The 21,454-nt window shown below is 63.3% G+C and carries 17 protein-coding genes and 1 tRNA gene; 12 read left to right on the forward strand and 6 right to left on the reverse strand.

The window, feature by feature from the left end; genetic code table 11:
- Positions 1-115 precede the first annotated feature (115 nt).
- Positions 116-2,947 carry a TonB-dependent receptor gene (locus tag AC1DSD_RS15960; protein ID WP_478031475.1) on the reverse strand — a complete coding sequence of 944 codons (2,832 nt, stop codon included), beginning with the start codon at positions 2,945-2,947 and terminating at the stop codon, positions 116-118.
- A gap of 275 nt (positions 2,948-3,222) precedes the next feature.
- A complete protein-coding gene (locus AC1DSD_RS15965; RefSeq protein WP_478031476.1) occupies positions 3,223-4,767 on the reverse strand; it encodes a peptide MFS transporter in 1,545 nt (514 codons plus the stop codon).
- Between the two features lie 339 nt (positions 4,768-5,106).
- Here AC1DSD_RS15965 and AC1DSD_RS15970 point away from each other — a divergent pair, with 339 nt between their 5' ends.
- On the forward strand, positions 5,107-8,019 hold the full coding sequence (locus AC1DSD_RS15970) for a TonB-dependent receptor domain-containing protein (protein WP_478031478.1): 2,913 nt from the start codon (positions 5,107-5,109) through the stop codon (positions 8,017-8,019).
- Positions 8,020-8,576: 557 nt separating this feature from the next.
- Here AC1DSD_RS15970 and AC1DSD_RS15975 read toward each other — a convergent pair.
- Positions 8,577-8,650, reverse strand: a tRNA-Gly gene (locus tag AC1DSD_RS15975).
- Positions 8,651-8,797: 147 nt separating this feature from the next.
- Here AC1DSD_RS15975 and AC1DSD_RS15980 point away from each other — a divergent pair.
- Together AC1DSD_RS15980 and AC1DSD_RS15985 are read left to right on the forward strand one after the other, a co-directional pair.
- Positions 8,798-9,322 (forward strand): RNA 3'-terminal phosphate cyclase, encoded by a 525-nt coding sequence (locus tag AC1DSD_RS15980; protein ID WP_478031479.1) that lies wholly within the window; start codon positions 8,798-8,800, stop codon positions 9,320-9,322.
- Positions 9,323-9,441: 119 nt separating this feature from the next.
- Positions 9,442-10,545 (forward strand): sensor histidine kinase, encoded by a 1,104-nt coding sequence (locus AC1DSD_RS15985; protein ID WP_478031480.1) that lies wholly within the window; start codon positions 9,442-9,444, stop codon positions 10,543-10,545.
- A gap of 197 nt (positions 10,546-10,742) precedes the next feature.
- Here the strand turns inward: AC1DSD_RS15985 and AC1DSD_RS15990 are convergent, their stop codons facing one another.
- Positions 10,743-12,524 (reverse strand): ABC-F family ATP-binding cassette domain-containing protein, encoded by a 1,782-nt coding sequence (locus tag AC1DSD_RS15990; RefSeq protein WP_478031481.1) that lies wholly within the window; start codon positions 12,522-12,524, stop codon positions 10,743-10,745.
- A gap of 269 nt (positions 12,525-12,793) precedes the next feature.
- Between AC1DSD_RS15990 and AC1DSD_RS15995 the strand changes: the two genes are divergently transcribed.
- The 3 genes from AC1DSD_RS15995 (at position 12,794) to AC1DSD_RS16005 (ending at position 15,474) form a co-directional block, all read left to right on the forward strand.
- Positions 12,794-13,090 (forward strand): PepSY domain-containing protein, encoded by a 297-nt coding sequence (locus tag AC1DSD_RS15995; protein ID WP_478031483.1) that lies wholly within the window; start codon positions 12,794-12,796, stop codon positions 13,088-13,090.
- Between the two features lie 40 nt (positions 13,091-13,130).
- A complete protein-coding gene (locus AC1DSD_RS16000; RefSeq protein WP_066590860.1) occupies positions 13,131-13,811 on the forward strand; it encodes a response regulator transcription factor in 681 nt (226 codons plus the stop codon).
- Between the two features lie 355 nt (positions 13,812-14,166).
- On the forward strand, positions 14,167-15,474 hold the full coding sequence (locus AC1DSD_RS16005) for a sensor histidine kinase (RefSeq protein WP_478031548.1): 1,308 nt from the start codon (positions 14,167-14,169) through the stop codon (positions 15,472-15,474).
- Here AC1DSD_RS16005 and AC1DSD_RS16010 read toward each other — a convergent pair.
- Positions 15,471-15,701, reverse strand: coding sequence for a hypothetical protein (locus AC1DSD_RS16010; RefSeq protein WP_478031484.1), 231 nt, complete (start codon positions 15,699-15,701; stop codon positions 15,471-15,473). The genes AC1DSD_RS16005 and AC1DSD_RS16010 overlap by 4 nt on opposite strands.
- Positions 15,698-16,696, reverse strand: coding sequence for an LLM class flavin-dependent oxidoreductase (locus AC1DSD_RS16015; RefSeq protein WP_478031485.1), 999 nt, complete (start codon positions 16,694-16,696; stop codon positions 15,698-15,700). Before AC1DSD_RS16015 ends, AC1DSD_RS16010 begins: the two co-directional genes overlap by 4 nt.
- A 78-nt stretch (positions 16,697-16,774) precedes the next feature.
- On the opposite strand from AC1DSD_RS16015, the gene AC1DSD_RS16020 reads away from it, so the two are divergent.
- From AC1DSD_RS16020 to AC1DSD_RS16045, 6 genes are all read left to right on the forward strand, one after another.
- A complete protein-coding gene (locus AC1DSD_RS16020) occupies positions 16,775-17,440 on the forward strand; it encodes a pyrimidine 5'-nucleotidase (RefSeq protein ID WP_478031487.1) in 666 nt (221 codons plus the stop codon).
- Positions 17,437-18,258 (forward strand): 2,3,4,5-tetrahydropyridine-2,6-dicarboxylate N-succinyltransferase, encoded by an 822-nt coding sequence (gene dapD / locus AC1DSD_RS16025; RefSeq protein WP_478031488.1) that lies wholly within the window; start codon positions 17,437-17,439, stop codon positions 18,256-18,258. The genes AC1DSD_RS16020 and dapD overlap by 4 nt, the downstream gene beginning before the upstream one ends.
- Positions 18,258-19,061 carry a glutaminyl-peptide cyclotransferase gene (locus AC1DSD_RS16030; protein ID WP_478031490.1) on the forward strand — a complete coding sequence of 268 codons (804 nt, stop codon included), beginning with the start codon at positions 18,258-18,260 and terminating at the stop codon, positions 19,059-19,061. Before dapD ends, AC1DSD_RS16030 begins: the two co-directional genes overlap by 1 nt.
- A gap of 61 nt (positions 19,062-19,122) precedes the next feature.
- The gene (glpX, locus tag AC1DSD_RS16035) at positions 19,123-20,091 is read left to right on the forward strand and encodes a class II fructose-bisphosphatase (RefSeq protein WP_478031492.1); all 969 of its coding nucleotides are present in this window, start codon (positions 19,123-19,125) and stop codon (positions 20,089-20,091) included.
- 203 nt (positions 20,092-20,294) lie between these two features.
- Complete coding sequence (locus AC1DSD_RS16040; protein ID WP_478031494.1) at positions 20,295-21,038, forward strand: CPBP family intramembrane glutamic endopeptidase; 744 nt, start codon at positions 20,295-20,297, stop codon at positions 21,036-21,038.
- A complete protein-coding gene (locus AC1DSD_RS16045; protein WP_478031495.1) occupies positions 21,035-21,451 on the forward strand; it encodes a hypothetical protein in 417 nt (138 codons plus the stop codon). Before AC1DSD_RS16040 ends, AC1DSD_RS16045 begins: the two co-directional genes overlap by 4 nt.
- Positions 21,452-21,454 lie beyond the last annotated feature (3 nt).

The raw sequence follows: 21,454 nt of genomic DNA on the forward strand, positions 1-21,454 counted from the left end.
GGCCTGCGACACCGCGGCGCCCACCCCGGGCTCGTAGCTCCGACGCACACCCAAGGAGGGGCCGCGACGCCTGTCGCAGCCCCTCCCAAATGCCCGAACAGCTACCGGCGAGTCATCAGAACCTGAAACGCGCGCTGGTCTGGATCGTCCGTGCCTGGACGCGGACACCCACCGGAAGCGCCTCGTAAGCACCAAAATACGAGGCGGCATTATCGTGCAACAGGTTGGTGGCTTCGACGCTGAAGGTCACGAACTTGAACGGCGTATAGTTTATGGCCGCGTCGAGCCGGGACGTCGATCGGGTGTAGATCGAATATCCCGGGTTCACATAATCGATGCCGGTCTTGTACTTCGAACGATAATTGTAGGCGATGCGGGCGCTGAATACCGGCGTGTCATAAAGAAGCGCCAGATTGCCGGAATATTTGGACGTATAGGGTGCGTCATACAACCCTTGGGTATCCGCAGCCGCATCCGCGTAGGCGAGCTGGAGCGACGCTTTCGGGATATAGGTGAAGTTTGCACTGATGCCGAAATGCTTCGCGAAACCGGGCAGGAAGTCGAAGAACGTATTCACCTGCCCCTCGAAACCGAAGATCTTGCCCGGCCCGGCGTTGCGCGGCTTGCCGACAATATACAGGCCGTCGGCAGCTCTGGGATTGGGGGCCAAGCCGACAACTGCCTCGCGTATCTCGGTATAATAAATGAACCCGGTCTGGTTCTTCAGGAACGTGCCCAGCGAGGCCATATTGCCACTGCCCCAGTAATATTCGAGCGAGGCATCATAATTGTTTTCCTGGGTCGGCTTCAGATTCGGATTGCCGGCATAGACCCGGCCCGCCGTCGTCGCATCGAGGATGTTGACGGCCGAGCGCATGCTGTAAAAGTCCGGGCGCTCGACATTGTGGGTGTAGGAAAGGCGCAACTGGAGCTTCGGCGTGAAGTGCAGGATCGCCGTCGCACTGGGCAACAGGTCGACGTAATTCACCTTGCTGCCGGTCGGGATGAAGGCCACGCCCTGACCATAATCGGGCGTGCCATCGGGCAGGAAAGCGTTCCATGCGTAGCGCGAGCTTACCGCCGTGCCCCAAGTGTTGACGTAGCGCAGGCCGATCGTGCCATCTACCGGGAAGGGCGCATTGAAGCCGTAGTTGAGCTGGCCATAACCAGCGAAGGTGCGCTCATGCTCCTTGAAGCTTTCGCCCGGGTCGGTGGTCGCGGGCTGGGACAGCGTCCAATCGCGCCCGGTGAGATCGGCGCCGTTGCCGATGAGGTAGTTCCGCATCGCGGTGAAATTGTCGAACAGGCTGGCACCGCCGAGATGGTACCAGGTCGGCGCGCCCGATATATCCGGCGTCGTCGCAGCGACGCTGATGCCGGTCGCGCTGCCGACCGCGTTCATCGTCGGCGCGGCGGCCGTGTTGAAGTAGAAGGCATCGCGATAGCCGTAATCGCGCGCGATGGTATGCTTGGTGAAGCGCGCACCGAACTGTACCGATCGCACCAGGCCCGTCGCGCTGGTCTGGACGGTGAAGTCGAGGTTGGTCGCGAACATCGTATCGTTGTTGGTGCCGCGTTCATCGTGGATCTGGTACAGCTTGTAATTGGCCGGATTTCCGATGTCGGTATTCGGGTAAGTGACAAAGGGGCCGCCGCCGGGAACGTTGGGCGAATTGAAGTCGACATTGATCACGTTGCCGCCGGTAAGGCGGTACTGACTTTGGTCAAAATATTGGTGCAGATTTGACCAGTTATACTGGGTCCCAAAATTGATCTGAACCTTGTCCGAATGCCAGTGCGTCTCGAAATTGGCGTTGTAAGTGTCGCTCTTGGTCTTTTGATAGATGTTGAGCGGGCCACCTTGGACACCCTCGGGGCCGTTATTCGTGATCGTCACCGAACGGATTGTTCCATCTGGGTTGACGACGAGGTTACTATAGGAACCTTGATCGCTATTGGTCTGAATGCGGAGATTGTTGTGCTCGTCGTTCGAGCGAACGCCGAGATACGATCCTTCGAGGACGAAATCGAGATGCTCGTTCGCGCGCCACTGCCAGGAAGCATTAAGCGACGGGCGTTTGATCGATCCCGATTCAACGCCATAATTGATGGCATAGGGAATGATCGTGTCCTGCAGCGCAACGGGCAACTGCGCGTTGGACTGGCTGCCAGTGAAGAAGCCGATCTGCTGCGGCGATTCGCTGACGATGTAATTCTCGAAATAATTATTCTTGGTGTATGAGCCGTTGAGCAGGAAGCCCATCTCGCCGATCGGGGTGTCGAAACGCTCGGCGAGCAGCAGGCTGGCATAGGGGCTCTTGGTGTCGCCGAGATCCGAGAAGGTCTCGCGGAAACTGCCGGCGATCGTCAGGCCCTTTTTCAGATCGAGCGGACGGCGCAATTCGACGTTGACCGTACCGGCGATACCTCCTTCGACTTGGTCCGCACTGCGGGTCTTGTAGACCTGCACCGACTTGAGCAACTCGGCGGGGATATCGGCGAGATTGAGCGAGCGCGAGCCGGCGCTCGATGCCTCATTGCCATTGATCGTCGTCTGCACGTCGCTCAGGCCGCGAATGGTGACGCCGGTGCCTTCGCCATGCGAACGGTCGATCTGCACGCCCGACACGCGCGCAAGCGCCTCCGGCACGTTGTTGTCCGGCAGCTTGCCGACATCCTCCGCGTCCACCGAATCGACGATCTGCTTGGAATTGCGCTTGCGATCGCGGGCAGACTTCAGGCTGCCCCGCAAGCCGACCACGACGATGTCGTTGCCTTCCGCACCCACATAGTTCGCGGTGTCGGCACCAGTCGCGGCCGCCTGCTTGATGGCCTTGTCCCGCCGCCGCGCAGCCGCACGTTCCGCGCGCGCCTTGCGCCGAGCCGCGGCGCGATCGGCTTTACTGACGGGCTCTGCCGACGCCGCGGCCTGCGCGCCTGCGGTCAACGGCGTCGCCGACGCAGTGCCAGGAACGCTCGTGGCGAGCAGCGCTGATGCGCAGCTTGCAAGGCTTAAAACGACCTTCGTCTTCATCGCCAAATCCACCCCCAACTTTAGCAAAGGCGCTCCGCCGTGCTTCCAGCCAGGCATTATATGACATACAATATAAAGTATACAAGTTACTTGTCTGACATTTTAAGTGGAACGGAAAAGCAGAATTCGAGGCGCATGCGGCAGACGAAAATTGTCGCCCGCAGTTGGCGGAGCTCCCCCGATACCCGTCACGAATCGCCGATCGTCTCCAGGTGCATCAGGCGGATCACGAACGGGCTAAGCGCCATCACCGCGACGCCCACGGCCATCGAGAACCAGGCGATATTGGCATAGACGTGCAAGATCGTGTCCGGCCCGCCGCCGGCGCCGCCGGTAGTCTGCGCGATCAAGGCGGCAATGAAATTGCCGGCGGCGGTCGACAGAAACCATGTGCCCATGATCAAGCCGGTCATGCTGGCGATCGGCAGCCGGGTCATCGACGACAGGCCGATCGGGGAGAAGCACAGTTCAGCCATCGAATGGAACAGATAGAGCAGCACGATGAAGACCGCGGGTGTCAGCGCACCGCCGCCGGCCGCACCGGCGACAAGCACGAGGAATCCCAACCCGACCAGGACCAGGCCGAGGCCAAACTTCAACGGCACGTTCGGTTCGAGCCGACGCCTGGCGAGCCAGTTCCAGCCCCAGGCGAAGACCGGCGCGAGCAGAATGATAAAGGCCGAGTTGATCGACAGGAACACCGATGCCGGGACCTCCCAGCCGAAAATCACGCGGTCGACACGCTCGTCCGTGAATATGTTGAGCGACGATCCGGTCTGCTCGAACAGCGCCCAGAACAGCGGACTGAGCGCCACCAGGAAGAGCGCCGCGAAGATCCGGTCGCGATCGACCGGCGAGAGAGTCCAGACCGATCGGTAGACGATGTAGCTCACCGTCAGCACCGAAAACACGATCAACAGCAGGCCGACAGTGTCCTGCGAACGGATCAACCACCATGACACGCCGGTAGCGCCAATTGCCCCGATATAGATCAGCGACTCTCGCGATAGTCCGGCGAATGCCGGCGCGGCCAGCCGTTGAGCCGAAGGCGGCGGACCGGCGCCGTGCAGGGCTTTCCGGAACAGCACGAACACGACGAGTCCGAGCAGCATGCCGACGCCCGCGGCGCCAAAACCATAGGACCAGCCGACCGTCTCGCCGAGAATGCCGATGAAGATCGGGCCGAGCCAGGCGCCGGTATTGATCCCCATATAGAAGATCGAGAAGGCGGAATCGCGGCGGATATCGTCGCGGGCATAGAGTTGTCCGACCAGCACCGAGACATTGGCTTTGAGAAAGCCGGTGCCGACCACGATCGCCGCCAATCCAAAGTAGAAGCCGTTGAGATACGGGCCCTGCTCACCGACCCGCCCTTCGAACCCCGCGATCAGCAGGTGGCCGATGACGATAAAGATGCCACCGGCGATCACCGCCTTGCGCGCGCCAAGATAGCGATCGGCCAAATACCCGCCGATAACCGGCGTAATATAGACCAGCGAGGTGTAGGCGCCATACACGGCATAGGAATGATCTTTGGCGAACAGGAAGTGCTTGGTGAGGTAAAAGATCAGGATCGCGCGCATGCCGTAATAGGAAAAGCGCTCCCACATCTCGAGGAAAAATAAGAGGAAAAGCCCGAGCGGATGGCCGAGAAAGGTTCCGCCTCTCGTGCCGTTATCGACGACCGCAAACGCATCAGCCCTGGGCGGATCACTCAGATCTGGGCCGACCATTATCGGCAGCTCACGGTACGCGTCCTTGGTGGCGCGCTTGTTCGCCGCAAATCGGCCGGGCGCGCGCCAGGCGCAAAAGAGACGGCCCTCTCAGCAGTCACCATCAACCTGCGTTTGACGACGGACAACCTCAGCACCTGCTGAGCACCTTTTTCTGATCTCATCGCCTGATAGTATATAGTATAATGTTTAGAGCAACGCGAAATCGCTTCGGCTTCTTTGCCAGGTCGAGCACATCGGCTGGCAAAAACAACGGTATACCGGATATCGTATAAAATAATTGACCCACGATGCCATTCGTCATACTGATCTGCACAGCAGGCAATCAGGAGGATGGGCGTGGCAAAGGGGAAATTTGCGGCGGCTTCCGCCGCCTTGGTGGCGGCGTTGCTGTCGACGAGCGCAATGGCTCAGGTCGCGGCTACCCCTTCAGCGGACTCCGCCGCGCCGCCCGAACAGGAGGGCGGCGAGATTCTCATAACCGGCACACGCATCCGCCGCTCAGACCTTCAGAGCAATAGCCCTCTCACCATCGTCGGCCGCGACGAAATCCAGTATCAGGGCGCCACGACGGTTGAGAGTGTGCTGAACCGCCTGCCGCAGTTCACCGCGGACGCGAACGAGAACGTGTCGAACGGATCGGACGGCACGTCGAACATCAATCTGCGCGACCTGGGCTCGAGCCGAGTGCTGGTCCTGCTCAACGGTCGGCGCCTGTTGCCGCAACAGGCAGTCGACCTGAATTTCGTGCCGAGCGCGCTGGTTGAGCGCATCGATATCGTCTCGGGCGGCGCGTCAGCGGTCTATGGTTCGGATGCGCTATCCGGCGTGGTCAACTTCATCATCAAGGACAATCTCAACGGCTTGCGCGCCGATGCGCAGGTCAGCCTTGCCCAGCACGGCAACGGTAATGACGATGTGCGCTCGATCATGCGCAGCCGCGGTTTCGACCTGGCGCCCCGAACCGTCAACGATGGCACAAAGCAGGACCTCAACATCGCGTTCGGCAAGAATTTTGCGGGCGATCGCGGCAACATCACTGTGTATGCCGGCTACCGGCACTTCGACCCCGTACTGCAATCGAGCCGCGACGTGTCGGCGTGTGCGCTGCAGCCGGCCGACGACGCCGGGACCGCTTTGGTGTGCGGCGGATCCAGCAACACGCCCTATGGCACATTCGTTCCGCTCGCGGGGCCCAATCAAGGCATCACCTTCACCAACGTGAAGGAAGGAAGCCGGAACTGGGTGCCCTATGATCAGAGCTTCGCGTATAATTACGCTCCCACGAACTATTTCCAGCGTTCCGACAACCGCGTCACCGCCGGCGGCTTCGCCAAGTTCAAGTTCAGTCCCGCTGCCGAGGCCTATGGCAGCTTCATGTACATGCGGGACCACACCTTTTCGCAGGCCGCGCCTTCCGCGCTGTTCCTCGGGACCACGTTCAACGTACCCTGCAACAGTCCGCTATTGGGTACGAGCCAGGCCACTGCCTTGTGCGGCGCCGATGCCGGAACCGCCACCCTGCAGCCCACGCTGATCGGCTATCGCCTGGCGATCGCGCCGCGCCGCGACAATCTCCGGCACGAGGATTATCGCTGGACCGCCGGCCTTCGCGGCGAGATCGCTAGGGGTCTGACCTACGACCTCAACTACCTGCATTCGCGAGTGAATTTCGACGAGACCTATCTCAATAACGTCGACAATGTGAAAGCGCAGCGGGCGCTTGACGTGGTAACGGTCAATGGCACGCCCACCTGCCGATCTGTCGTGGACGGGTCCGATCCGTCGTGCATCCCCGCCAATGTATTTCAGGCCAATGGGGTGACCGCCGATCAGGCGACCTATCTGTTCAGCCCCAGCAACACGGCGGGCCGTAACCGGCAGACGGTGTTCTCGGGCACCATCACCGGCGATCTCGGCCAATATGGCATCACCAGCCCCTGGGCCTCGCGGGGCATCTCGCTCGTGCTCGGTGCGGAACACAGGCTCGAGACGCTCACCTTCACCGGCGACGCTATCGCGAAGCAAGGCGGCACCACCGACGCGGATGGTCGCATCCGCGTGATCGAAGGCTATGGCGAGATCGAGGTCCCGATCCTGGAGGACAAGCCGTTCTTCCGCGAACTTACGGTCAACGGCGCGCTCCGCTATTCGCGTTACAAGAATTCGCAGCAGTCGACGGGTTTCGAGTCGAGCTTCAACGTCTTCACCTATAAGGGCGAACTGGCCTGGCGCCCGGTCGATATGCTGCGCCTGCGCGCAAGCTATAACCACGCGATCCGCGCGCCCAATATCGGTGAACTGTTCGCCTCGCAGCAGGTCGGCAATGTCGCGGCGCAAGATCCATGCTCGGGTGCTACGCCCGACGCCAGCGCGACAGCCTGCGCTATAACCGGCGTGTCGGCCGCTCAATATGGTCATGTCATCGCCTGTCCGGCTGACACCTGCTCGGCGCTTGGCGGGGGCAATCTCGCGTTGAAGCCGGAGATCGGCGACACCTATACCGTCGGCCTGGTGCTGACGCCCAGGCAGGTCCCGAATTTCTCGCTGTCGGTCGATTATTACCACATCAAGGTAAATGGCTATATCGGTTCGATCGACCCCTCGCTGATCATCGAGAAGTGCGTGGAGACGAGCGATCCGTTCTTCTGCGGCTTGTTCCATCGCGACCCCCGCAGCGGCGCGATCTTCGGAACCGACGGCTATATCGTCTCCACCACGCTCAACACCGGCTTCCTCAAGACATCGGGGATCGACGTCACCGCCGACTATACGCTCGGCCTCGGAAGCCTCGGCAAGCTCAATCTCAATCTGGTCGGTACCTATCTGATCAACCAGACCGCCGAACCGCTGCCCGGCCAAGGCACGACCGAATGCAAGGGACTGTATGGTTACACCTGCGGCCAGCCTTCGCCGGAATGGCGCCATGTCATGCGAACGACCTGGGTCCTGGAGCAGGGCACGACGCTGTCATTGTCCTGGCGGTATCTCGGCTCGACCAAATTGTCTCCCTTTGGAGCGCCCAGTGTCGTGAACAACCGGATCGGCGCGTATAGTTACTTCGATCTCGCCGCGACGGTGCCTGTCACCAAAGCCTTCAAGTTCCGCGCGGGGGTGAACAATCTGCTCGACAAGGATCCGCCAGCCATCGCCGCGGGTATCTTGTCGGCGTTCGGCAACGGCAATACCTATCCCGGCGTATACGATCCGCTCGGGCGGACCATCTTCATCGGCGCGACGGTGAATTTCTAGCCGACGGTACTGGCGCAGCGGACATCGGGAGCGCGTCGGCCCATGGGCCGTCGGGCTGCCTCGGGCCTGGAGCGTGCTGCGTTTTGATCGAAATGCGGCACGCTCCAGATGGCGATCGCGCGCTTGTTTGCGAAGGCCTCCAACGCCGTCGAACCCGCCGTGTGAGGCGACGACCGGGCCGGAACCGCCCTGCGCTGCAAGACCCCGGTACATATATCCGAACACCAATGGAAAGGGTGCATTGCCGGGCGCAATCTCGATTGTCGAAAACCGCGCGTCCCTCGTGCGACTGCAGACGGTAGCAGCCGCCTCGTTTGGAAAGGTCATTTCCGCTTACGCGCCGTCCGTGTGGCCAGCTGACGAGCAATTCATCTTCACAAAAGTAGTGAAAATGAAAAAATGAAGACCGATGCCGAATGCGAAAAACGTATGGAGTCGACTGGTCGCTAGCACTCGATTGTTGCCTCCGGGTGTTCGGCTGAACGAACGATCGCTTTGGGGAACGTCCGAAGCAGCAGCGCTAGACTGTGAAAACCAAGGATTTCTGCGGTTGCCGATGGAGCGGGTGAAGGGAATCGAACCCTCGTCGTAAGCTTGGGAAGCTTCTGCTCTGCCATTGAGCTACACCCGCATTCCAAACACTTGGCTTCATCAAGGGCGCGTTTTTTGCCGTGCCTTGTGCAGTTGGATGTTCAGCGGGCTGGGCAGTGCCACACTCGCCGGACAACGGTCAACGGTATTTGCGGTTTGATAGGCCCCGGTTTGCCGGCCGCTAGGCTTGCGAAATTATCGCCCAGTCCAGTCCGAACCGGGCGAGATAATCGCGCAGCCGATCCGCGTCGTTGGCGGTCGAGAGCAACGAGTCGCCGGGCTTCCGTTCGATATCGCCGAACGCGAGATCAAGGTTGCGCGCAAGCTGCTGCCGGACTGGCCCGAGGACGCCTTCTCGGTCCGTCAGCTGCCCGAGGAGCAAGGCCCGGGCAACGCCTTGCTGCTCGAGGCGGTGTTCGAGAACGCGGTCGAAGTGGTGACCGGGTTCGGCAAATTGGGCGTATCGGCCGAATCGCTGGCGAAGACGGCGGCGCAGCGGATGGCGGGATTCCTCGCGTCGGGTGCCTTCGCGGGTCCCTATCTGGCGGACCAGTTGCTGCTGCCATTCGCGCTTGCCGGCGGAGGGAGTTTCACGACAGTGAAACCCAGCCAGCACGCGCGGACGGCAGCGGAGGTGATCCAGCAGTTTACCGGTCAGCGCTGGGCGTTCGATCAGCTACCGGACGGCAGCCATTTGGTAAGCCGGAACTAGCTCGACCTCGGGTCAGGCTGCATTGTGAAGCGAACGATGTCCTAGGTCGCGCCGGCGGAGGATGATATAGCGCGGCATTGCCCATCCGCCCCGCAGGCAACGGCAACCGAGAGACGAACGTGCTCCCGCCTGCAAGCGGAGGCATTCCCATCGATCCGATTCACGATCTCGCCGAGGCACAGGTGCTCGCGCTGGCGATCGTCAACACGATTCCCGAGCCGTTCCTGATTCTGGACGAGGAGTTTCGCGTGCTTACCGCGAGCCGATCCTTCTACGAGGTCTTCAAGGTCGAAGCCCACCACACCGACGGCCGCCTGCTGTTCGATCTGGGGGATGGGCAGTGGAATATCCCTGCGCTGCGTCATTTGCTCGAGACGGTCATTCCCGATCGCATCGCGATGGACAATTTCGAGGTCGAGCATGATTTCCCCGATGTCGGGCAACGGATCATGCTGCTGAACGCGCGCAAGGTCATCTACCAGGACAGCCCCAACATCACCATCCTGCTGGCCTTTCGCGACATCACCGCGCGGCGCGCAATCGAGCGCGAGAAAACCGCGCTGCTGACTCAGACCGAAGATCTGCTCGGCCAGAAGCAAGTCCTGCTCGAAGAGATGCGCCACCGGGTTGCCAACAGCCTCCAGATCATCGCCAGCATCCTCTTGCTGAAGGCGCGGGCGGTGCTGTCGGAGGAGACCAGGGGGCATTTGCAGGACGCCCATCAACGCGTGATGTCGGTGGCCGCGGTTCAGCAATATCTCCACACGACCGACGGCATCGATCAGATCGAGGTTGCTACCTATCTCGCCAAATTGTGCGCCGGGCTGGCTGCGTCGATGATCGGCGAAGTAAGTCCCATTACCATCGAAGCAATGGCCGACGAGGGCATGATCGAATCGGCTACCGCGGTCAGTCTGGGATTGATCGTGACCGAACTCGTCATCAACGCGATCAAATATGCCTTTCCCGGCGGCAAGCCCGATGCCCGGATCATGGTGACCTATGAGGTCAAGGGGCCCGACTGGAAGCTTACCGTCTCCGACAACGGCGTGGGCCAGTCGGTCCCTCGGACAATACCAGCGGAGGCCGGGCTGGGGACGACCATCATCAAGGCGCTGTCCAAGCAATTGGGCGCAACCGTCGAGCATTCGGATACGGGGCCGGGACTGACCGTCTCGGTGACGCGGGCGTCCTTCACTTCCCGGATGCCAAAAGCTGCCTGAGGGCCGCGTTTCAGCCTAGGTTGAGGACTTATATTTCAGTCGTATCCCCGCGAAAGCGGGGACCCATCTCCTGCTCGCTCCAGCTTGCCAAACAGCCGTGGCACGCGTGACTTCTCTCTCCGAGATGGGTCCCCGCTTTCGCGGGGATGACGAACTTGGAAATGGATCGCTTAAAGAGCAAAGGCTTATTTGGGTTCTCAACCCAGCGCTTCGACCTGTTCGGCAAGCTCGAGCCAGCGTTCCTCGGCGGCATCCTTTTCGGCGCGCGCGGCGTCGATCGCTTTGGTCAGCGCGGCGAACTTTGCCGGGTCGCTGACGTAGAGTGCGGGGTCGGCCAGTGCCGCTTCGTCTCGCGCGATCGCGGCTTCGATCTCTTCGATCCGCTTGGGCAGCAAATCGTAGTCGCGCTGGTCCTTGTAGCTGAGCTTGGCCGCCCTGGGCTTCTCGGCCGGCGATGTCGCGGCGGGTTTCGCCGCCGCCTTCTTCGCTTCCGGCCGCCGCTTGCGCCGGGCGTCCCAGTCCGCATAGCCGCCCGCGACGACGTCGACGGTGCCCGACCCGTCGAGACCGAGCGTCAGCGTCACGGTGCGGTCGAGGAAGTCGCGGTCGTGGCTGACGATCAGTACCGTGCCCTCATAATCCGCGATCACTTCCTGGAGCAGGTCGAGCGTCTCGAGGTCGAGGTCGTTGGTCGGCTCGTCGAGCACCAAGAGGTTGGATCGCCGTGCGAATTCGCGCGCCAGCAATAGCCGCGACCGCTCGCCGCCCGACAGGGTCGCAATCCGTGCCTCGACCATATTGGGATCGAACAGGAAGTCCTTGAGATAGCCGTGGATATGTTTCTTGACCCCGAGCACTTCGATCCAGTCGCCGCCATCGGCCAGCACGTCGCGCACGCGCTTCTCCGGCGCCATCAGCTTGCGCTGCTGGTCGATCACGACGCCATCGAGCGTCTTGGCGAGCTTGACCACGCCGCTATCGGGCTCGAGTTCGCCGGTCAGCATCCTGAGCAACGTCGTCTTGCCCGCGCCGTTGGGGCCGACGATGCCGATCCGGTCGCCGCGCGTGATGCGCAAATTGAGGTCGCGGATGATGACGCGGCCTTTGAACGCCTTGGTCGCATGCTTGGCGTCGATCACCACCTTGGTCTTGACGTCGTCGCTGCCGGTGACGAGCGCGGCGGCACCCTGGGGGCCTAGCATCGCGGCGCGTTCGGCGCGCATGTCCTTGAGCTTGGCGAGCCGCCCCATGTTGCGGCGGCGGCGCCCGGTGACCCCGCGCTGCAGCCAATGCTCCTCGAGCTTCAATTTGGCGTCGAGCTTCTCGGCGGCGCGCTGCTCCTCGGCATAGACCTGCTCGGTCCACGCCTCGAACCCGCCATAGCCGATCTCGCTGCGGCGGATCGTCCCACGGTCGAGCCACAGGGTTTGACGGGTCAGGCGAGTCAGGAACGTGCGGTCATGACTGATCACGACGAAGGCGCCGGTGAACCGCGTCAGCCATTGCTCGAGCCATTCGATCGCGGCGATGTCGAGATGGTTGGTCGGTTCGTCGAGCAGCAGCACATCGGGGTTCTGCGCCAGCGCGCGGACGATCGCGGCGCGACGGCGCTCGCCGCCCGAGGCCGAGGAGGCGTCGCGCGACAAATCGATGCCGAGCTGATCGGCGATCGCATCGGCTTCGTGGCGCGCGGGCGCATTGGGCCCGGCCATCACGAAATCGGCGAGCGTCGCGCAGCCATCGACCCGCGGATCCTGTTCTAGCAGCACGACATTGGTGCCCGGCACGATGGTGCGGCGCCCTTCGTCCGAATCGATCGCACCGGCAATCAGCTTGAGCAAGGTGGTCTTGCCCGCGCCGTTGCGCCCGATCAGCGCGAGCCGGTCGCGCTCGCCGATATGCAGGTCGAGATGACGGAACAGCCAACCGGCGCCCTGAACGAGGCCGAGGTCTTCATACGATAGGATAGGGGCTGCCATGGCGTGCGCACCTAGCGATTTAGCAACGCTAAATCGAGGGGCCGCGCACGCCCGGCCGGCCTCGCTCCGGGCGAGGGTCGACGACGCGGCTTTGCCGCGGCGTGATGGGATGAAGGCGAGGGGCCGACACGGAAGTAAATTCCGTGTCGTCGGCCAGCTCGCTTGCGCGACCTGCCGGCCGGCCTTGCGCGAGTCAGCCGGACGTGGCCGTCTGCCGCGCTTCGGCTCATTCACAGGGTGTTCAAGCCCGTCGCTCTATGCAACCAGCCATGTTGATGTTCGCGTCGCTTGCCTTGACCCTGTCTCAGACGGCGTTTCCGCCGCCCGTCGAACCGCATTTCCAGCGCGACCAGCGGCGCGCGTGGGAAGCGCGGCGCGAAGGCCGCGTGCTGCCGCTGCCTGAAATCGAGCGTCGCGTGGTGCCTTCGATGCGCGGCGCGCAATATCTCGGACCCGAGCTCGATCCGGATAGCGGCATTTACACGCTCAAGTTCCTGCGCGATGGAACCGTCATCTGGGTGAAGGTCGACGGCCGTTCGGGCCAGATCATCGGCCGCACCGGCTAATCCGAGCTCCTGTGAAGGGGCTCGCGCGAAGGGGATTACAATGCGCGTTCTGATCGTCGAGGACGAACCCAATCTCCGCCAGCAGCTGCAGAATACGCTCGAAGGGGCGGGCTATGCGGTCGACACGGCGGGCGACGGCGAGGAAGGCCTCTTTCTCGGAGAGACCGAGAATTACGACGCGATCGTGCTCGATCTCGGCTTGCCGGAAATCGACGGGCTGACCGTTCTCGACCGCTGGCGCAAACAGGGCAAGACTACCCCGGTGCTCGTGCTGACCGCGCGCGACAGCTGGTCGGACAAGGTAGCGGGACTCGATGCCGGCGCCGACGATTATGTCGCCAAGCCGTTCCAGACCGAGGAATTGATTGCCCGTCTGCGCGCACTGATCCGCCGTGCTTCGGGCAATGCTTCGTCCGAACTGATAGCGGGCGATGTCCGGCTCGACACGCGATCGGGCAAGGTGACGCTCGCCGGCGATCCGGTGAAGCTGACCGCGCAGGAATATAAGCTCCTGTCCTATCTGCTCCACCACAAGGGCAAGATCGTCAGCCGTACCGAGCTGATCGAGCACATCTACGACCAGGATTTCGACCGCGATTCGAACACCATCGAGGTATTCGTGACGCGCATCCGCAAGAAATTGGGGCAGGACGTCATCACCACGATCCGCGGCCTGGGCTATAGCCTGGACGATCCCGACGGTCCGCCGCGCGCGGAATAGGAGATAGCGCGTGGCCGAGGGACGCGATCTGATCGCCGTGCCGTCGGCGGATGAACTGACCAAGGACGCTCAGGCGCGTTTGACTGTCGTGGGGGCCGACGCGCCGCCGGAACGGCCGATCAAGCGCTGGCGCGTCTTTGTTCGCAAATACCGCCGGCCGGGCGAGATCGCGGCGCTGATCGCGCTCGGAGCCGGTTCGCTGGCGACTATCTTGCTGCTCAGTCCCGATCAGGTGTGGACCGCGCGCGGCCTGCTCGTCTTGTCGGTGCTGGCATTGCTGCGATTGGCATGGGTGTTGTGGCGGCGATCGCCCAACACCGCGCGCGCCGTGGTGACGGGGTCGCTCGGGCGGCGCATGATCATCATCGCCGCGATCTGGATTTGCCTGTTGCTTGCCGGCGGCGGGTACGCGCTCGACCGCGTGCTGACCGGCGCGGTGACTCGCAATTTCGACGACCAGCTCAATTATGTCCTGACGTCGCTGTTCACGTCGGCCGAAATCGGCCCGGACGGCGAAGTCGTGTTCAACCGCGCCGCCGCCGATCAGCGTTTCCTCGAGCCCTATTCCGGGCTGTACTGGCAGGTTGCCGCGCGCCACCGCGAGCCATTTTCGTCGCAATCTCTGTGGGATCGCCGGCTTGCTTATGGCAGCGATCATAACGACCTCGAAGTCCACACCTATGACAGCGACCAATTTGCCGGCGAGCAGCTGAGGATCGTCGAGCGCGACATCAAGCTGCCTGGCTCGCCGGTGCGCTGGCGGTTTCAGGTGGCGCAGAGCCGTGACGGACTCAATGCGCAGATCAACGCGCTCAGACGAACCTTGGTCAGAAGCTTCCTGCTGCTCGCGCTCGGCCTCATCGTCCTGGCGGGGCTGCAGACCTGGTACGGTCTACGTCCGCTCCGACGCTTGCGTGGCGAGATCGCGCGGCTGCGCGGTGGCCGCGCGCGGCGGATCGAAGGCGCCATGCCGGCCGAGGTCGCGCCGATGGTCGACGAGCTCAACGCGCTGATCGAACATAACGACAAGCAGGCCGAGGAAGCGCGGCGCCATGCTGGCAATCTGGCACACGCGCTCAAGACCCCGCTGACCGTGATCATGAACGCCGCCACCGCCAAGGCCGACGATCTCGGCGATACTGTCGTGCGCGAGGCGCGGACGATGCGGCGTCAGGTCGACCATCATCTCGCCCGGGCTCGCGCAGTCGGCCGGCGCGGATCGGCGCACAGCCGTGCCGAAGTATGGCCCAGCCTGGATTCGGTCGAGCGCGCGGTGTCGCGACTTTATCCGCACGTCCGCATCGACGCCGACGGGCCGCACGATTTACAGGTCCATGTCGAACGCCAGGACCTCGACGAGATGCTCGGCAATCTGATCGAGAACGCAGCCAAATATGGCGGCGGCAGCGTGTTCGTGACGGTGAGCGCGCAGGCCGGCTTCGTCGAAATGCTGGTCGAGGACGACGGCGTAGGCATCCCCGAGGAGGAACGCGTCCGCATTTTCGATCGCGGCGTCCGGCTCGACACCGGCAAGCCTGGTACGGGCCTCGGCCTGGCGATCGTGCGCGATGTCGCCGAGATCTACGAGGGCACGGTCAGTCTGGAGGAAAGCGAGGATCTCGGCGGGCTGCTGGTGCGGCTGAGGCTGCCGGCGGCGACCTAATCGCGTTTTTCGCCGACCAAGCCGCGCTCATGATCGCCGATTTCCTTCTGCTTGCGGATCTGCTCGATGGCAGCCTGCTTCGCCGGATCGAACGCGCCCATCAGTACGTCTCCAACCGCGGCACCCGATCCACGCCCGCGTCTCGACCGACGCGACGATCGCACCATCATCGGCATCAGCAACAGGAAAGCGACCACCGCCACAGCGCTGATGATCCATTCGGTCACGCGGCGACCGTCACGCCGCGCATAACCTCGGCAGCGATCGCCACGCTCTTCCTGCGTGCCTCGACATCGTAGATCGAGCTGACGATCATCAACTCGTCGACCTTGGTGCGCTCGACGAACGCCGCGATGCCACGCTCGACCGTTGCCGAACTGCCGACCGCCGAACATTGCAGGACATGGTCGAGGATGGCAGCGTGCGGCGGCGGCAGGCTGTCGCGATAGCCCGCGACCGGCGGCGGCAGCTGGCGCGGATTGCCGGTGCGCAGCGCGACGAACGCTTGCTGCTGCGAACTTGCAAGGAACTCCGCTTCCTCGTCGCTATCGGCGGCGAACACGTTGAATCCGGCCATCGCATGTGGCCGGTCGAGTTGCGCCGAAGGACGGAAGTCGCGGCGATAGATCTCCAGCGCCTGGTCGAGCGCGTCGGGCGCGAAATGCGAGGCGAAAGCGTAGGGCAGGCCGAGCATCGCCGCGAGCTGAGCCCCGAACGTGCTCGACCCCAATATCCACAATTCTGGCTTGGCCCCGGCGCCGGGCGTCGCGCGGATGCCTGTCTGGCCGTCATCGGCGAAGTAGCTTTGCAGTTCGAGCACGTCGCGCGGGAACGCCTGGGGATCGGTGTCCAGCGCTCGCCCGATCGCGCGCGCGACGCGCTGATCGCTGCCCGGAGCGCGCCCCAGACCGAGGTCGATGCGGCCGGGAAACAGCGCGTCGAGCGTACCGAACTGCTCGGCGATCATCAGTGGTGCATGATTGGGAAGCATGATGCCGCCCGCCCCTATGCGGATTGTGGATGTTGCCGCACCGACATGCGCGATCACCACCGCGGTCGCCGAGCTGGCTATGCCGTCCATTCCGTGATGTTCGGCCACCCAATAGCGATGATAGCCATTGGCTTCGGCATGACGCGCCATGTCGGCGGCATTGGCCAGCGTCTGGGGCACCGAACCGCCTTCGACGACAGGGACCAGATCGAGCAGCGAATAGGGGATCATCGCGAGGAGATAGTGTGTCGTCGCGATTGCTCAAGGCGCGCCTTGCCGCTGCCCGGCGCGCACCGTAGAGCGCCCGGCATGCATGCGCGGCTCGACCACGTCCGGAACTGGATCTTCGATCTCGACAACACGCTCTATCCGCATGGCGCGCGATTGTTCGAGCAAGTCGATCGGCGGATCACCGATTACATCGCGCGCTTCTTCAAGGTCGATCGCGACGAGGCGTACAAGATCCAGAAGGGCTATTTCCACACTCGTGGCACGACCTTGTCGGGGCTGATGGCCGAACATGGCGTCGACCCGTACGAATATCTCGCCGACGTCCACGATATCGAGATGGACGTGCTCGACGAGAATGCGCCGCTCGCCGCGGTGATCGCGCGGCTGCCGGGGCGCAAGATCATCTTCACCAATGCCGACGCACTTTATGCCGGCAAGATCCTGTCCAAGCTGGGTCTGGGGGAGAGTTTCGAGGCGATCCACGACGTCCATGCCGCTCAATATCGCCCCAAGCCCGCACCGGAGGCATACCAACATCTCTGCGACGCCTACGAGCTCGATCCCGCGCAAAGCCTGTTCGCCGACGACATGGCGCGCAACCTGAAACCCGCCAAGCAGATCGGCATGACCACCTTGTGGGTCGACAACGGCTCCGAACAGGGCGAGGAGGGCGACCGCGATTTCGTCGACTTCACCACCCGCGACATCACCCATTGGCTGCACGATATCTTGGAGGAAGCATGACCGACCTGCCCGCGACGATCGACGCCGCATGGGAAGACCGGGCCAATATCGGCACCGGCACGACGGGCGCGGTCCGCGACGCGGTCGAGGCAGCGCTTGAGCTACTCGACAGCGGTCAGGCCCGCGTCGCCGAACCGGGCGCCGATGGCTGGACGGTCAATCAATGGCTCAAGAAAGCGGTTTTGCTGTCGTTCCGGCTCAACGACAATGCGGTAGTCGACGGCGGCGCCGCGGGTGCGCCTGCCTATGACAAGGTGCCGTCCAAATTCGCCGGTTGGGGCGAGAACCGCTTTCGCGACGCGGGCTTTCGTGTCGTCCCCGGCGCGGTCGTGCGCCGCGGATCGTTCATCGGCAAGAATGCGGTGCTGATGCCGAGCTTCGTCAATATCGGCGCCTATGTCGGTGAGGGCACGATGGTCGACACCTGGGCGACGGTCGGCAGCTGCGCGCAGATCGGCAAGAACGTCCATATCTCGGGCGGCGCGGGGATCGGCGGCGTTCTCGAGCCGCTCCAGGCCGACCCGGTGATCATCGGCGACGGCTGCTTCATCGGCGCACGCTCCGAAGTTGCCGAGGGCGTGCGCGTCGGCGACGGCGCGGTGTTGTCGATGGGCGTCTATCTCGGGAAGTCGACCAAGGTCATCGACCGCGCGACCGGTGAGGTGCTGATGGGCGAGGTGCCGCCTTATGCCGTGGTCGTGCCTGGCTCGATCGGCGGCGGCGACGGCAAGCCGGCCTTGTATTGCGCGGTCATCGTCAAACGCGTCGACGAGCAGACGCGATCGAAGACCAGCATCAACGAGTTGCTGCGCGACTGATGCCGATATCGGGCGTCTTGTTCTGGCTGCTGGGCCTGGTTCCCCAGGTCGGCTCGACGCCGCAATCGGTGCCGCTCCAGTCCGCGCAGATCGTCGCGACCTTCCCGCACGATAACCGCGCCTTCACCGAAGGCCTCTTCTGGCAGGACGGCTATCTTTACGAGAGCACCGGCGAGCTCAACCGGTCGGGCATCCGTAAGGTCCGGCTCAGCGACGGCAAGGTGATGGCGCGCGTCGCAGTCGATCCGCCGCTCTATGGCGAAGGGATCGCGCCGTGGAACGGCACAATTCTCAGTCTGACGTGGAAGAACCAGGTCGGGTTCCGCTGGTCGGCCAAGGATTTCAAGAAACTCGGCAGCTTCAAATATCAGGGCGAGGGCTGGGCGCTCGCCGCCGACGACAAGGGTGGGCTGATCATGTCCGACGGCTCGCCGGTGCTGCGCTTCGTCGATCCCGCTACGTTCACCGTCAAGCGCCACCTGACCGTGACCGATGGCGGCCGGCCGGTGAAGATGCTCAACGAACTCGAATATGTCGATGGTGAGATCCTGGCCAATATCTGGCTGACCGATCTGATCGCGCGGATCGACCCCGGCGACGGCCATGTCATCGGCTGGATCGACGTCAGCGAGCTTCACCGCCAGTCTGGCGCGACCGCCGAGAATGACGTGCCCAACGGCATCGCCTGGGATGCCAAGAAGCGGCGGCTGTTCGTCACCGGCAAGGATTGGCCGTACGTATTCCAGATCAAGGCGCCCAAGGATGCGGAGTCCTCCGCCGACGCCGCCGTCTCGACTCCGTAACGCGCCGCGCCTATCCGCGCGCACAAATCTAACGAAATCAGACAAGAGGATTGCCCCGAATATGACGACTGCCAGCGACGTTCTCGACCGCGTGCTCGTGCTCGAAATGGTGCGCGTGACCGAGGCCGCGGCGATTGCCGCCTCCACGCTCGTCGGCCGCGGCGATGAAAAGGCTGCCGATGCCGCCGCCGTCGAGGCGATGCGCGCCGCGCTCAACAGCCTCTACATGGATGGCACGGTCGTGATCGGCGAGGGCGAACGCGACGAGGCGCCGATGCTCTATATCGGTGAGAAGGTTGGCTCGGCGCCCGGCAAGGGACCCAAGATCGACATCGCGCTCGACCCGCTCGAGGGCACCACGATCACCGCCAAGGCGGGCCCGAATGCGCTCGCGGTGCTGGCGATTTCGGAAGAGGGCAATCTCCTCAACGCGCCCGACGTCTATATGGACAAGATCGCGGTCGGTCCGGGCTATCCCGAGGGTGTGATCGACCTCGACAAGTCGCCGACCGAAAACGTCAATGCGATCGCCGCGGCGAAGGGCGTCAAGCCCAGCGAGATCATCGCCTGCGTGCTCGATCGCCCGCGGCATGAGGCGCTGATCGCCGAGCTGCGCGCGATCGGTTGCGGGGTGATGCTGATCGGCGACGGCGATGTCGCGGGCGTGATCGCGACGACCAATCCCGACACGACGATTGACGTTTACATGGGGTCGGGCGGCGCGCCCGAGGGCGTGCTGGCCTGCGCCGCGCTGCGTTGCGTCGGTGGGCAGTTCAAGGGCCGCTTGCTGTTCCGCAACGACGACGAGCGCGGTCGCGCGCGCAAATGGGGCATCACCGATCTCGACAAGCAGTACGACCTATCGGAGCTGGTCAAGGGCGACGCGATCTTCGCCGCTACCGGCGTGACCGACGGCTCGCTGCTGGCGGGCGTCAAGCGCCGCGGCGACCGCATGACGACCAATTCGGTGGTGATGCGCGCGAGCTCGGGCACCGTGCGCTGGGTCAAGGGCGAGCACAGGATCGGGTGATCGCGGTTGTGCCTGCCATATTCCCCTCCCTTCCAGGGAGGGAGCGTTCGGGCCGAAATGCGTCCCGCGCATTTCTGAACCATGCCGGGGGCATGGTTCACCCGAACGCTGGGTGGGTGCGACCGAAGGGAGCTCGCTGCGCTCGCCACCCACCCCCGACCCCTCCCTTTCAGGGAGGGGAGTTTTTGGGTGAAGCGCGCACCATGACCAACGCGATCCTCCTCACGGTCATGCTGGCGATCGTCGCGCTCAACGTCGTCGCGGGCCCGCGCGGTTACCGGTTGCTGGCGGAAGCCGGCGAGGTAGGGCGCAAGGCCTTTTACCGCCGTATGCTGACTGCGCAGGTCATCCAGTTCACGCTGCCGCCGATCATCGGTTTGCTGCTACTCGGTCGGATCGGGGCGGTGACCGAATTGCCGCCTGAATTGTGGTCTGCCTCCACGATGCTACGTGGCGACGCGCCGGCGGTCCCTATCGATCCGTTGCTTACGCCGATGTTCGGCTTCGCTGTACTGGCCGCGATCCCGCTTGGTTCCTTGCTGACATGGCGGCGCTGGCGCAACGGCAAAGGCGCGCCCGCTTATCTCGCACGACTGTCCGCGTTGCTGCCGCGTGACCGCGATGAAGTCCTGCTCGGCGCGGCGATCTCGGTGGCGGCGGGGATCGGCGAGGAATTGTTCTTTCGCCTCCTCCTGCCGATGCTGCTCGCTGCATTCATCGGTGCTACTCCCGCGGTCGTCGCGGCCATCCTGTTGTTCGGGCTGGCGCACGCCTATCAGGGATGGAAGGGAATCGCCGTCACGAGCCTGGTCGGAATCCTGTTTACCGCGATGTATCTGATGAGCGGGTCGCTCGCGATCGCGATGCTGTTCCACGCCACGATCGACCTGATGACGCTGGCGATCCGCCCAGCGATCCGCGGCGCGTGGCGACAGGCGGCGGCGTGAACCGATGGCTGATCGCGGCGGGAGTGCTGGACGGTGTCGCCGCGCTGCTCCACCTCGGTTGCATCCTCGGTGGTCCGGCCTGGTATCGCTTCTTCGGCGCGGGTGACGCGATGGTGGTTATGGCTGAGCGCGGGATGATGAAGCCGACATTGATCACTTTGGCGATTGCGGCGATCCTCGCGATTTGGGCGGTTTTCGCCTTTTCCGGGGCGGACCTGTTGCCGCGCCTGCCGCTGCTTCGCCCAGCCTTGATCGCGATCACGGCGATTCTCCTGGCGCGTGCAGCCGCCTTACCACTTCTGTTCCGCGTGATGCCCGATCGCAGCCCCAATTTTCTGTGGACTAGCTCGGCGATCGTCCTGGCGATCGGGATCGTCCACGCCATCGGCGTGGTGACGCTCACGACCGATTGACCC

Source organism: Sphingomonas sp. P4_D12 (assembly GCF_056401895.1).

Coding starts and splice junctions, on each gene's coding strand:
- AC1DSD_RS16015 (WP_478031485.1), bottom strand. CDS start 16,696: ATGATCCCCTATTCGCTGCTCGATCTGGTCCCTGTCGTCGAAGGCGGT.
- AC1DSD_RS16020 (WP_478031487.1), top strand. CDS start 16,775: ATGCATGCGCGGCTCGACCACGTCCGGAACTGGATCTTCGATCTCGAC.
- AC1DSD_RS16005 (WP_478031548.1), top strand. CDS start 14,167: ATGATCATCATCGCCGCGATCTGGATTTGCCTGTTGCTTGCCGGCGGC.
- glpX (WP_478031492.1), top strand. CDS start 19,123: ATGACGACTGCCAGCGACGTTCTCGACCGCGTGCTCGTGCTCGAAATG.
- AC1DSD_RS16030 (WP_478031490.1), top strand. CDS start 18,258: ATGCCGATATCGGGCGTCTTGTTCTGGCTGCTGGGCCTGGTTCCCCAG.
- AC1DSD_RS15965 (WP_478031476.1), bottom strand. CDS start 4,767: ATGGTCGGCCCAGATCTGAGTGATCCGCCCAGGGCTGATGCGTTTGCG.
- AC1DSD_RS15990 (WP_478031481.1), bottom strand. CDS start 12,524: ATGGCAGCCCCTATCCTATCGTATGAAGACCTCGGCCTCGTTCAGGGC.
- AC1DSD_RS16040 (WP_478031494.1), top strand. CDS start 20,295: ATGACCAACGCGATCCTCCTCACGGTCATGCTGGCGATCGTCGCGCTC.
- AC1DSD_RS16000 (WP_066590860.1), top strand. CDS start 13,131: ATGCGCGTTCTGATCGTCGAGGACGAACCCAATCTCCGCCAGCAGCTG.
- AC1DSD_RS15995 (WP_478031483.1), top strand. CDS start 12,794: ATGTTGATGTTCGCGTCGCTTGCCTTGACCCTGTCTCAGACGGCGTTT.
- dapD (WP_478031488.1), top strand. CDS start 17,437: ATGACCGACCTGCCCGCGACGATCGACGCCGCATGGGAAGACCGGGCC.